Origin of the sequence: Chlorogloeopsis sp. ULAP01 (genome assembly GCF_030381805.1) — a bacterium.
In the GTDB taxonomy this organism is placed as follows: Bacteria; Cyanobacteriota; Cyanobacteriia; order Cyanobacteriales; family Nostocaceae; genus Chlorogloeopsis.
In genome coordinates this window covers 267643-281078 of the sequence record NZ_JAUDRH010000005.1, presented here as the reverse complement: position 1 = coordinate 281078, position 13436 = coordinate 267643, and the positions used below count along the sequence as shown (strand labels likewise).

The window sequence follows — 13436 nt, the reverse complement described above, 5'->3', positions numbered from 1 at the left end:
AAGCTAGAAGCCATAATAAGTTCTTAATTCTCTCTTCTTTTTTTAGGAAATGTTGGAGCGCAGATACGCCATTCTCGGAACGGGCGCTTTAGGTGGATTCTACGGTGCTAGACTGCAACAAGCTGGATTGGATGTACATTTTTTACTTAAAAGTGACTTTGAACACGTAACTAAAAATGGTTTAGTCGTCGAGTCAAAAGATGGAAACTTTGCACTTACCCAAGTTAAAGCCTACTGTGACGTTGAGAAGATGCCGGGTTGTGATGTGGTAGTAGTTGCCTTAAAAACAACACAAAATCATTTGCTGCCACAGATGTTGCCTCATGTGCTCAAAGATAATGGCGTAGCTTTAGTACTGCAGAATGGGTTGGGGATTGAAGAGGAAATAGCTGATATTGTTGGTAATCATAAGGTAATCGGTGGATTATGCTTTTTGTGTTCTAATAAATTGGGGCCAGGTCATATTTGCCACCTCGATTATGGAAAAGTTACCTTGGGAGAGTACGCTCCTGACTATCAGGCAGTAGGCAATACAGACAGAATGCGGCAAATAGGTAATGACTTTGAGCGTGCTGGTATTGCGATTGATTTAGCTGAAGATTTACTTTTGGCACGTTGGCAAAAATTGGTGTGGAATATTCCTTATAATGGGCTATCTGTGATTCTCAACGCTACAACACGTGAATTAATGGCAGATGCTTATACTCGTAAATTGGTGGAAAATTTGATGTACGAAGTTGTCGCCGGAGCCAAAACTTCTGGTAGGACGATAGACGATCGCTTCATTGCCCAAATGCTTGAGTATACCGATAAAATGAAGCCTTATCGCACCAGTATGAAGATAGACTACGATGAGGGGCGTCCATTGGAAGTAGAAGCAATTTTTGGTAATCCATTAAGGAAAGCGCTTGCTGTTGGTGTAAATTTGCCACAAATTAGTTGTGTGTATCATCAGTTGAAGTTTTTGGATGCTAAAAGTAGAGACTTTAATAAGTAACAGGGTATGGGTTACAGGGGCAGAACAGGAGTTAGTATTTAAAGAAAAATTTAATTTTTGCAGGACTCCCACATAAAATGCTGACTGAGATATTGCCTTTTAGCTTTGACTTGGATGCAGTAGCAATAGCCGGAACTAGTTTATGGTCTTTGGCGCTATACTTGGGTTTTTCCCCAGTCAGTGAATGGGTAATCGAAATGCTCAATCGCTGGTTTAACTTTGCCGAGCGATCGCTTTATACAAGCCAGTCAGAATTTGAAAAGACTCGCCAAGCAAGAGAATCGCAAAACGCTTTCTACGCCTCATTGTTTAGTATTTTGCCTTTTCTTGGCATCGGTACTTTATGTAATTGGTTAGTCGAACTAAGTTTAGGACGTAGCTGGGCAATTAGCATGGGCATACTCGCCTGTGTCGGTTGCAGCGTGTACGAATTGGGACGACGGGATGGGAAGTCTTCTGGGGATTAGGGACTGGGGACTGGGAAAGAAGGAGAGGAGCAGGGGAGCACCAGGGGCAAGAATGTCAAGCACGATTCTCTGTGTCTCCGTGTCCCCACGCCCCTTTCCCTCTTCTAGCCCCTAGCTCCTATCTCCTCACACACCAACTGTGCAAGTTTTTGCGCTGCACCAGTTTCTCCTCTAATGCCGCGCAACTTGGCTCGTATTTCGTCTAGTTTTTCGGGATAAGTCAAATAATCTAATACTATTTCCGCTACCTCTTGCGGCTGAAGTTTTCCTACCAGTTCTGGCACAATCATTTCTTGCGCCCAGATGTTAGGCCATGCTAATAAACCTTTACGCCTCAAAAATAACCAGTTGATAGCTTTAGCAAAGGCAGAACCTACGCCAGGTAAATTTGCTAGCAATCCTGGCAAACCATCCCAAGCTCTCATCGCATCTAATTGTTGAGTGGGAAGCAAAACAATCATTGGCACTGCTAAAGAACCTAGTTCAGCTGTATTTGCTCCTACGGTTGTTAAGCACATACAACACTTGGACAGCATATCGTAGGCAGGATTTTTAGTTAACAGTTCGATAGTTAAACCAGTTGCGGTTTTAAGTACAGGAGCCTCATAGTGAAATAATTCTGCTGACGAAAAACCGAAAGTTTTCACAAAAGGGTTTTTCTGGGGATTGGCAAAACTAGCTAAAGTGTTTAAATCTAAAGTCGGCGCTACAGGAATGACAAATCTAGTTTGTGGCCTTTTGGCGTGAATATATTCTGCTGCTGCTAAAGTCAGAGGTACTCCCTGAGATAACTTTGCCGCCTTAGAACCAGGGAGTAAACCTATCAGTTCAGTCATTTGTCCTTGGTTTTCTACCATAGACAAATGATTAATGACTAATGACGAATCACTAGCTGCTTCTGCCATCAAATCCCCAACAACGGTAAATTTATGGGCATATTTCTGCGATGCTCTAGCGTAAACTTCTGGCTTCATTACCCCAAAGCGATTGATTAAACTATGCCAGCGTGCCTCCCATTCCGCGTAAACAACCGTACTATAACCAAGCCTTTTGCCAATAACTACAGGAAAAAATTGATCTCCACCAAGAAAAACAACTACACCTCGACTTCTCCAATCCCAATTTTCATCGGTTTTTCCCGAAAGTAAAAAACGCCAAAAATGCTTTGCTGACTGCACTCTATCTACTTCTGGGTAAGAACTGGCTATATCGGTTTCTTTACCAGTGGCGTTAGGGCAAGGCGATAAAATCACTGAAATTCTTACTTTTGAACGGTCATCTCCCAGCTGCTGACGTAATGCTCGCACTACTGGGCGTACCCAAGTCGTTACTTCTCCAGGGCCATTTGAGAGAATTACAATATCAACTGCTGGCATAGTCATTTTTTGATTGGCTGGTGATGGTGTGTTTGCTAAAGGCAGAGGGCAGGGTGAAGATTTTAGAAGGCAAAAGTGGAAAATAGATTTATTTAACAAAAATTTATACTTAAGCAAGTAATCACTTTTTTTCTTGTCAATATTTGTAACAAAGTATTTAATTATTTATATCGTTTTGTGTCAGATAAGCGACAAAATCGCCTGTGAGCAAGCTTTTTCTGATAAAACAAAACTCAGATTGCCTATAGAGAGGAAGTCTGAAAGGCGGCAATTGCCCCTCAGAACTTCTGGAGTAGAGAACACGCATCAAAGGAGCCGAGGAAGCATGTTCACCCACGTCAAGTCCACCATTAGACATATTGCGCCCGATGACCTACGGGGGCGTCATTTAATTAAGGTGGTCTATGTCGTGTTAGAGTCCCAGTACCAGAGTGCATTGTCACAAGCGGTTAGGGCGATTAACGAAAAAAATCCCAAGGTGGCGATTGAAATTAGTGGATACTTGATTGAAGAACTCCGTTCTGCTGAGAACTACGAGGAGTTCAAAAAAGATGTCGAGACTGCCAATATATTCATCGCTTCACTTATTTTTATTGAAGACTTAGCCCAAAAGGTAGTAGAAGCCGTAAAACCACATCGCGATCGCCTTGACGTTGCCGTAGTCTTCCCGTCTATGCCAGAAGTAATGCGCCTAAACAAGATGGGCAGCTTCTCAATGGCACAGTTAGGGCAGTCTAAGAGTGCAATTGCGCAATTTATGCGCAAGCGCAAGGAAAAATCCGGCGCTGGGTTTGAAGATGCAATGCTGAAGCTACTAAGGACTCTGCCACAAGTGCTGAAGTTCCTACCAATGGACAAAGCACAAGACGCCAGAAACTTCATGCTCAGTTTTCAGTATTGGCTAGGAGGTTCTCCAGAAAATTTAGGAAACTTCTTGCTGATGCTAGCTGATAAATACGTATTAAAAGATCTAGATAAACAAAATTTTGCACTTTTCCAATATCAAGAGCCGGTCGTTTATCCTGATATGGGAATTTGGCATCCTTTAGCCACAACAATGTTCGAGGATGTCAAAGAATACCTCAACTGGTACAATAGCCGCCAGGATATTTCCCAAGATTTGAAAGATCCTCTAGCGCCCTGTATTGGCTTGGTGTTACAGCGCACGCACTTAGTGACAGGTGATGATGCTCATTACGTGGCTATGGTGCAAGAACTAGAAGCAATGGGTGCAAGGGTAATTCCCGTATTTGCTGGTGGTTTAGACTTTTCTAAGCCTGTGGATGCCTATTTCTACGATAAGGGGACAGGGGATCGGGGAATGGGGACTGGGAAAAATCCAATCCCTGCTACCCATTCCCCAGTACCTAATCCCTTGGTTGATGGAGTAATATCTTTAACAGGTTTTGCGTTAGTAGGTGGCCCGGCACGGCAAGATCATCCTAAGGCAATTGAAGCACTAAAGCGGCTAAATCGTCCTTACATGGTAGCCCTACCCTTGGTATTCCAAACTACCGAAGAGTGGCTAGATAGCGATTTAGGTTTACACCCAATTCAAGTAGCTTTGCAAATAGCCATTCCCGAATTGGATGGGGCAATTGAGCCGATAATTTTATCAGGACGGGATGGCACTACAGGAAAAGCGATCGCTCTCCAAGATCGGATTGAAGCAGTAGCGCAACGAGCGCTGAAATGGGCAAACTTGCGTCGCAAACCCAAGCTGGACAAGAAAGTAGCAATCACCGTTTTCAGCTTCCCACCTGACAAGGGTAATGTGGGAACCGCCGCTTACTTGGATGTATTCGGTTCCATCTACGAGGTAATGAAAGCACTCAAAAACAACGGCTATGATGTGCAAGATTTGCCAGAAAATGCTCAGGCGCTCATGCAAGAAGTAATCCACGACGCGCAGGCACAGTACAGCAGCCCTGAACTGAACATTGCCTATCGGATGTCCGTGCCTGAGTACGAAGAATTTACTCCCTACTCCCAGCGTTTAGAAGAGAACTGGGGGCCACCTCCCGGACATTTAAATAGCGATGGGCAAAACCTACTAGTATACGGCAAGCACTTTGGCAACGTCTTTATCGGCGTTCAGCCTACCTTCGGTTACGAAGGCGATCCGATGCGGTTGTTGTTCTCCCGTTCTGCCAGCCCCCATCACGGTTTTGCTGCTTACTACACTTACCTAGAACAAATTTGGAAAGCTGATGCCGTACTGCACTTCGGTACTCATGGTTCCTTGGAATTTATGCCAGGGAAACAAATGGGTATGTCTGGCGAATGTTATCCAGATAATCTAATTGGTACAATTCCCAATCTGTATTACTACGCAGCTAATAACCCTAGCGAGGCAACAATTGCCAAGCGTCGCGGCTACGCTGAGACAATTTCTTACTTAACTCCGCCAGCAGAAAATGCTGGTTTATACAAGGGTTTAAAAGAACTCAGCGATTTAATTGGTTCTTACCAAACCTTGAAAGATACTGGACGCTGTATTCCGATTGTCAACACCATCATGGACAAGTGCCGGATGGTGAACCTAGACAAAGACATTAATTTGCCGGAAATCGATGCCAAAGATATGAGCGCTGATGAGCGAGATCATATCGTTGGCATGGTGTACCGGAAGTTGATGGAAATTGAATCGCGACTGTTGCCTTGCGGTTTACACGTCGTTGGCAAACCACCGAGTGCAGAAGAAGCAGTTGCTACACTCGTCAACATTGCTGGCTTAGATCGTACAGAAGAAGAAATTCAAAGCTTGCCCCGTATTATTGCCAATAGCGTTGGACGGGATATTGACGAGATTTACAAAAACAACGACTTAGGTGTTTTAGAAGATGTCCAACTGCTGCAAGACATCACGATGGCAACCCGCGCCGCAGTTTCCGCCCTTGTCAAAGAGCAAACCGACGCAGAAGGCAGAGTTTCCTTCGTTTCCAAACTCAACTTCTTTAACATGGGTAAAAAGGAACCTTGGGTAGAAGCCCTGCATCAAGCTGGTTACACCAAGGTTGATACTGCGGCATTAAAACCGCTATTTGAGTATCTGGAATTCTGCTTACAGCAAGTTTGTGCAGACAACGAACTCGGTGCATTACTTCAAGGCTTGGAAGGTGAGTACATTTTACCTGGGCCTGGTGGCGATCCCATCCGCAACCCGGATGTATTACCCACAGGTAAAAATATCCACGCCCTAGATCCCCAAGCTATACCTACCCAGGCAGCAGTACAATCAGCCAAAATTGTTGTAGATCGGCTGTTAGTGCGGCACATGGCCGAAAACGGTGGTAAGTATCCCGAAACCATCGCCTCAGTACTTTGGGGAACAGATAACATCAAAACCTACGGAGAATCACTGGCACAAATCATGTGGATGGTTGGTGCGCGCCCGGTTCCTGATGCCTTAGGAAGAGTGAACAAGTTAGAATTAATACCTTTAGAAGAGTTGGGACGTCCGAGAATTGACGTTGTGATCAACTGTTCTGGCGTATTCCGCGACTTGTTTATCAACCAGATGAACCTGCTAGATCAAGCGGTGAAAATGGCAGCAGAAGCGGATGAACCTGTGGAAATGAACTATGTCCGCAAACACGCTTTGCAACAAGCAGAGGAAATGGGAATTAACCTGCGACAAGCAGCGACTCGCGTCTTCTCCAACGCATCTGGTTCCTACTCGTCAAACATCAACTTGGCAGTGGAAAACAGCACTTGGGAAAGCGAAGCCGAATTGCAGGAAATGTACCTAAATCGGAAATCTTTTGCCTTCAGTGCTGATAGCCCCGGTACGATGGAAGAATCTCGCAAGATTTTTGAAAGTTCCTTAAAAACAGCTGAAGCAACTTTCCAAAACCTCGACTCTTCCGAAATTAGCTTAACTGACGTTTCCCACTACTTCGACTCCGATCCCACTAAAGTTGTCTCAAGTCTGCGTGGCGATGGTAAAACACCAGCATCCTACATTGCAGATACGACTACTGCCAATGCTCAAGTGCGAACATTATCAGAAACCGTGCGTTTGGATGCCCGTACCAAATTGTTAAATCCCAAGTGGTACGAAGGGATGCTATCTCACGGTTATGAGGGTGTGCGCGAACTCTCCAAGCGGTTGGTAAATACAATGGGTTGGAGTGCGACTGCGGGTGCAGTGGATAATTGGGTTTACGAGGATGTGAACACCACGTTTATTGAAGATCAACAGATGCAGAAGCGGTTGATGAACATGAACCCTCATTCTTTCCGCAAGATTGTATCAACATTGTTGGAAGTGAATGGACGCGGTTATTGGGAGACTAGCGAGAGTAATTTGGAACGCTTGCGCGAGTTGTATCAGGAGGTTGAAGATAGGATTGAGGGAATAGAATAACCCTCAAAATAGAGGCGTTCTCTAGAACGTCTCTATTTCCCCAACTGTTTTACTGATGACAAACAATGCAACGGCACGAAAATTAGAAATATACTTATTCTATAAGTATGTCTCCTAAAGATGTTTTTCATGAAGTTGTCAAAACAGCTTTAGAGAAAGACGGTTGGCAAATTACTAACGATCCACTCACAATTAGCGTGGGAGGAGTTAATCTTTCGATTGATTTAGCTGCACAAAGACTGATTGCCGCAGAATGCCAAGGACACAAAATAGCAGTCGAAGTTAAAAGTTTTTTACAGAAATCGTCTGCTATCTCAGAATTTCATACAGCATTAGGACAGTTTATTAATTATCGAGGTGCATTGAGAAGGGTACAACCAGAGCGTATTTTATATTTAGCAGTGCCTTTAACAACTTATAAAACATTTTTTTAGCTTGATTTTCCCAAAGACATGATAGCAGAAAATCAAGTGAAAATGCTGATTTATAATGTAGAGCGAGAGGTGATTTTCCAATGGATAAATTAACTCGGTATCGCCAGCTTGTACAAGAAATATTACATGAATATAGTGAGCAAAAACCAGCTTACGGCAATATAGAAGTTGAAAAAATTTTTGATAAAGAACGTGACCATTATCAAATAGTTCATGTAGGTTGGGAAGGTCAAAACTGGATACATAGTTGTATCATCCATATTGATATTAAAAATGGAAAAATTTGGCTCCAGTGGAATGGTACAGAGGATGATATCGCTGCTAATTTGGTAGCAGCGGGATTTCCCAAGGAAGATATTGTTTTAGGTTTTCAGTCTCCTTTTATGAGGCAATTTACAGAATATGCAGTAAGTTAGGGGATGTTTTGAAAGTCTCCAAGGGCGACTTTATGAATGTTAACCCCCATTCTTTGAGTAGGGTATAACTGTGTAAATAAATCCAATCCTATAGTGCCATCATAGGATTAGCGATCGCTCTCCTCTTCCCCACAACGCGATCACCTTATTTTTGAGGTTTTCTGCAAAGCGATCGCTCACAAAGTGAAATCAAAAAATATTGTGTAAATTGACAATATAGACAAGAAAAAAGCCAGTAGCGTTAATTCCACTGGCTATACTGGCATTTAAATGGTTGAATTCTATGACAACAAAAATCTCGAAATTGATGATGTCAGTAAATTCTTACCTCGTAAAGTCATATGCAACTTTCATGCAACATTAAAATTTTTGAGTTGTGTAGCAAAAAATTTGACATTGTTGATTTCATATATATAAATGATTTTGCGTAATCCCAAAATCTTTGTCAAGACGCGATATTATATCGCGTCTCTACATCCTTCTAAAGATTTGAGGGCATGAAAATCATAATGACAAATAAAGTTCCTAATTAGTTAGCCTTATTTGTGCCAAATTACTTAAATTTTAACTAGCAGAGAAAACATAATTTTTCTGGTAATATTCTTGATATTCTTCTGAGAGAAGAGGTTGCCACCAGTCGTGGTGAGTAAGATACCATTTCACAGTCAATCGTAAACCTTCTGCAACCGTAACTGAAGGCATCCATCCAAGCTGATTTTTAATCTTAGTAGCATTAATTGCGTATCTGCGATCGTGTCCTGGTCTATCTTTAACAAAAGTAATCAAATTCTCGGCAGGATTTACAGGCAATTCAGTTGCTAATTCATCCATTAACTGACATAACATCCGCACTAGATTAATATTTTCTACCTCATTGTTACCGCCGATATTATAAGTTTCACCGGGAACACCACGATTAATCACTACATCCAAAGCACTACAATGATCGCCTACATAAAGCCAATCTCGAACATTTTTGCCATCACCATACACTGGTAATTGTTTACCCATTAAAGTGTTAATGCACATTAAAGGAATAAGTTTTTCGGGAAATTGATAAGGGCCATAATTATTAGAACAATTTGTAATAATTGTTGGTAATTCATAGGTATGGTAGTAGGCACGAACTAAGTGATCGCTGCCAGCTTTTGATGCTGAATAAGGGCTATTTGGAGCATAAGGAGTAGTTTCACTAAAAGCAGGATCGTCAGCACCAAGACTACCATAAACTTCATCGGTAGAAACGTGCAGAAAACGGTAATGAGCAGGCTGTGAATTTGCTTGCCAGTGTTGACGAAAAGCTTCGAGTAGGGTGTATGTACCCACTACATTAGTTTGTACAAAAGCACCAGGCCCCAATATAGATCTATCTACATGAGATTCAGCAGCAAAATGGGCGATATTATCAATATTTTCGGTTTGGAGTAGCCGATCCACCAACGAGCGATCGCATATATCTCCTTGCACAAAGCAAAAATTTTCTTGCTCTTCCAACCCAGCCAAATTTGCCCGATTTCCCGCATAAGTTAGGGCATCTAATACTACCACTCGGTCATTAGGATAATGCTGACACCAATGATGCACAAAATTCGAGCCAATAAAACCTGCACCGCCGGTTACTAACAAACGACGACTCATGCAACTCGCTCCTGTTTGTTTTTAGCACTACAATACTAGCTGCTAAGTAGGTATTGGGTACAAGTTACAGGAAACAGGGAACAGGAAACAGCTGACAGGGAATAGGAATAAGGATTATCCCTATTTCCCCCACTCCTTCACTCCCCAATCCCCTATGTCGCTGGAGCGATGTTTTCAATTGCAGATGATTGAGAAGATACTCAAAAAACTCACAAATTTGTCAATGACTGATTTAACTCTACCCAAAGCCATAAGAAACATTCTCGACACTCACACTGAACCAGATTCTGTCTTTAGTGCCTTAGTTCCAGTTCTTGGAGAAATATTGCAGTGCGATCGCTGTTTTCTTTATATACGAAATCCTCAAACTAAGCTTGGCAAAGTTCCCTATTGTTGGCGGCGTAGTCGGGAAATTCCAGAAGTTATAGACTCTGAATGGAAATTAGAACCAGATTCATTAACAAAAGAAGATCCAATGTTTGCTGCTGCAATCAGAACTGATCCTTCTATTTATGTTGAAGATGTAGAAACCGCAAATCCAGAGGTAGTAAATAAAGAATTTGAACGTAAACAATTTGGACATAAAGCTTTAATTCATGCTCACTTATGTCAAGATGGGCAATTATGGGGTATTTTACAGCCAGCTATCTTCGGTCAAAAGCGAGTTTGGTCAAAATTTGATCGTGCCATTATCACTAAACTTGAAAGTGAACTAACACCGTTGGTGGTTAGGTACGTTGTAAATCAGGAGATGCAAACTTATGACTGATGTGAACGAGGTTGTTAAGGCGATGTGTGAGAAATATCAGGCAGCCGTTAACGCCAGCGACTCAAAAGCCTATCAAAAGCTATTTGCAAAAGACGCGATTCGGATTCCACCAGGCTCAGAGCCTGAGTACGGCCCAGTCGAGATTTCAAAAAGTGAGCAGAAAGATTATGATATCGCAAAATGGAGTATCCAATCTAAACCCATTGATGTTTTACAGCTCGACGATCAATGGATATACGGAATCGTACACATCGATATAACCACTATCACCCACGCTGACGGGACAACGAATTCATTCAAAGCTACGAAAACCTGGCTTCTCCACAAAGAGAACTCTGGGGAATGGCTGATTAAAAGACAGATGTGGAACCTCAAGTAACTAATTGAACAGAATACTTTATCCCACCTGGTAACGAGTCAATTTGTTTTTGGTAATCAACCAAGAGCTTTTAACAACATATTATTTTATTTGTGTTACGTCATTTCACTAAAACGCTGATCCAAACGCAGAAAATGTAGAGACACGAAATTACCCTGCGGGAATGCCTGCGGTGTACGTATGTCTAAAAAATTTATGGATTATACTAAATTGCCATGCGGAAGTATTGTTTCAAAATCCAAAATTCAACACCCAAAACTTGTACTGAGCTTCTCGAAGTATCTAAAATTGCTAGTATTCCACTATAACAGAGCGAAAACATCAATTATGAACTAAGCACCTTCTGTAAAGTTAGCAATAATTCCTTAACAGTATAAGGTTTTGATAAAAATGTTTTAGCCCCGAAAGTGGCTGCTTCAGCTAATTTACTATTAGACATCAATCCGCTTGTGGCAACAATTTTTACTGATGGATTAATTTTTTGTAAAGTACGAATAGCGGTAATCCCATCGAGTGATGGCAACATCATATCCATCAGCACAACACTGATTTTATTTCGATTTTGGGCGTACAGCGCGATCGCTTCAATTCCATCACTAGCGATTAATGTCTGGTAGTTATAAGCCTCTAGCGATGCTTTAGTAATCTCTTGAATAGCAGGCTCATCATCCACAACCATAATTAATTCTCCCTTACCTGCCAGTGGTTCTAGTTCTTGAACTAACTCTGTTTCAGTTTCCTGTGCTGCTGGCAAGTAAATTTTAAAGCTGGTTCCATGCCCGACTTCACTGTACACATTGACAAATCCACCGTGGCTTTTGACAATGCCAATGACAGTGGAAAGTCCTAAACCTGTACCTTTACCCAATTCTTTGGTGGTAAAGAATGGCTCAAAAATTCTCTCTAAAATTTCTGGAGGAATGCCAACACCATTATCGCTAATAGTAATAACAGCGTAAGAGCCTACTTTGGCTTCTAAATGCATCCGAGCATAATTTTCATCAATGACGAGGTTTTCGGCAGTAATTGTCAAAATACCACCACCCGGCATTGCATCACGGGCATTAACGCAAAGATTCATCAATACTTGATGCAGTTGCGTACTATCTCCGCAAACCGTCCACAGGTTTTGCGGTAAATCCATAACAACTTCGATAGATTTGGGGAAAGTTTGTTTAACAATCTTAACAACTTCTTTAATTAGGTGCTTGACTTGCAAAGTCATGCGCTTGCCTTCAACACCCCGCGCAAATGACAAAACCTGCTTAACTAAATCGGCACCGCGTCTAGCACTGTCTTCTAGTATTTCTAACAGGTGTTCGTGTTCCGAATACAGATCGGGAAATTTAATTGGTAGTAATTGAGCTACTGCCAGGATTGGTGTAAGGATATTATTCAGATCGTGAGCAATACCACTGGCAAGAGTACCAATGCTTTCTAGACGTTGAGTGCGAAATAATTGTGTTTCTAGTTGTTTTTTCTCAGTGATATCAGTATCAACAGTAAGAATAGATTTGGGAGAACCGTCTTGTTGACAAACTAAAGTCCAACGGCTGGCAACCAAAATTTCTTTGCCTGTTTTAGTAACTTTAGTTAACTCGCCCTGCCATTTACCTTTGGCAATCACCGTCAACAGCGCCGTTCCTACTTCTGACGGCAGTTCATCATTATATAAAAGTTCAGTGGCATCTTTACCGTAAACTTCTTCTGCACGCCAACCGTAAAGATTTTCTGCACCTCTATTCCAAAATATAATTTTGTTTTCTAAATCTCGCACCAGAATTGCATCTGTTGTCACATTCAGCAAAGCTGCTTGCTCGCGGATTTTTTCTTCTGCTAGCTTGCGATCGCTAATGTCAATACTGGCGCAGGTTATTCCCACTACTTCTTGTGCTTCATTGCGCAACGGCTCTACAGTTAAATCGTAATATCGAGTTCCTTGCGCTGTAGTAATAAATACTTCTTCTCTAGTGCCGACTCCAGTAGAAAGTACACGTTGTTTAATTTCTAACAGACGTTGCACTTGATCGGGAGCAATCAAATCTAAGTCCCGTTTACCGATAATTCCCTCATCTACAACACCTGGTGAGGTATTATAAACCCACGTATAACAGAGTTCCTTGTCTTGAGTAGAAACAATGATCGGAGAGTTTTTTAATGCTACCCGAAATCTCTCCTCACTTTGCCGCAGTGCTTCTTCTATCCGTTGTCGCTCAATAGCATAACGCATACAGCGCACCAACAAGTCTCCATTTACTTGTCCTTTGATTAAATAATCCTGCGCTCCTTCTTGCATCGCCCTTGTAGCTAAATTTTCATCATCTAAGCCTGTCAGGACAATAATTGGAATCGCTGGTACTTGCAGATGAATTTTGAGAAATGTTTCCAACCCTTGGCTATCTGGTAGTGAGAGATCCAACAGAATCACATCAAAGCTTTTTTGCTTGAGAATCTCTAATGCCTCATCAAGTTTTTCAACTGATATTAATTGAAACTGCGCAGAAGTGACTTCCCACAAAAATTCCTGCAACAGACGGATATCAGCGGGATTGTCTTCAACCAACAAAATTTTGAGCGGTTGTTCTGCCATT

General features: G+C 42.0%; 9 protein-coding genes and 1 pseudogene. 7 read left to right on the top strand and 3 right to left on the bottom strand.

The features are described from left to right. The first annotated feature begins 49 nt into the window (after positions 1–49). Positions 50–997 carry a putative 2-dehydropantoate 2-reductase gene (locus tag QUB80_RS11830; protein WP_289789698.1) on the top strand — a complete coding sequence of 316 codons (948 nt, stop codon included), beginning with the start codon at positions 50–52 and terminating at the stop codon, positions 995–997. Positions 998–1074: 77 nt separating this feature from the next. After that, the gene (locus QUB80_RS11825) at positions 1075–1464 is read left to right on the top strand and encodes a hypothetical protein (RefSeq protein ID WP_289789697.1); all 390 of its coding nucleotides are present in this window, start codon (positions 1075–1077) and stop codon (positions 1462–1464) included. Between the two features lie 104 nt (positions 1465–1568). Here the strand turns inward: QUB80_RS11825 and QUB80_RS11820 are convergent, their stop codons facing one another. Further along, positions 1569–2840, bottom strand: coding sequence for a glycosyltransferase family protein (locus QUB80_RS11820; RefSeq protein WP_289789696.1), 1272 nt, complete (start codon positions 2838–2840; stop codon positions 1569–1571). 325 nt (positions 2841–3165) lie between these two features. Between QUB80_RS11820 and QUB80_RS11815 the strand changes: the two genes are divergently transcribed. The 3 genes and pseudogenes from QUB80_RS11815 to QUB80_RS11805 all read left to right on the top strand — a co-directional run bounded on the left by QUB80_RS11815 (position 3166) and on the right by QUB80_RS11805 (position 8059). Next, entirely contained in the window at positions 3166–7209 is a 4044-nt protein-coding gene (locus tag QUB80_RS11815) for a magnesium chelatase subunit H (RefSeq protein WP_289789695.1), read from the top strand. Positions 7210–7316: 107 nt separating this feature from the next. Then, positions 7317–7736: pseudogene (locus QUB80_RS11810) on the top strand (XisH family protein). Then, the gene (locus QUB80_RS11805; RefSeq protein WP_289789694.1) at positions 7724–8059 is read left to right on the top strand and encodes a XisI protein; all 336 of its coding nucleotides are present in this window, start codon (positions 7724–7726) and stop codon (positions 8057–8059) included. Before QUB80_RS11810 ends, QUB80_RS11805 begins: the two are co-directional and overlap by 13 nt. 564 nt (positions 8060–8623) lie before the next feature. On the opposite strand, the gene rfbB is transcribed toward QUB80_RS11805, so the two are convergent. Then, the gene (gene rfbB / locus QUB80_RS11800; RefSeq protein ID WP_289789693.1) at positions 8624–9697 is read right to left on the bottom strand and encodes a dTDP-glucose 4,6-dehydratase; all 1074 of its coding nucleotides are present in this window, start codon (positions 9695–9697) and stop codon (positions 8624–8626) included. Positions 9698–9920: 223 nt separating this feature from the next. Between rfbB and QUB80_RS11795 the strand changes: the two genes are divergently transcribed. After that, positions 9921–10466 carry a GAF domain-containing protein gene (locus QUB80_RS11795; RefSeq protein WP_289789692.1) on the top strand — a complete coding sequence of 182 codons (546 nt, stop codon included), beginning with the start codon at positions 9921–9923 and terminating at the stop codon, positions 10464–10466. Beyond that, on the top strand, positions 10459–10845 hold the full coding sequence (locus QUB80_RS11790) for a YybH family protein (RefSeq protein ID WP_289789691.1): 387 nt from the start codon (positions 10459–10461) through the stop codon (positions 10843–10845). The genes QUB80_RS11795 and QUB80_RS11790 overlap by 8 nt, the downstream gene beginning before the upstream one ends. 325 nt (positions 10846–11170) lie before the next feature. On the opposite strand, the gene QUB80_RS11785 is transcribed toward QUB80_RS11790, so the two are convergent. Beyond that, complete coding sequence (locus tag QUB80_RS11785) at positions 11171–13435, bottom strand: hybrid sensor histidine kinase/response regulator (protein ID WP_289789888.1); 2265 nt, start codon at positions 13433–13435, stop codon at positions 11171–11173. Position 13436 lies beyond the last annotated feature (1 nt).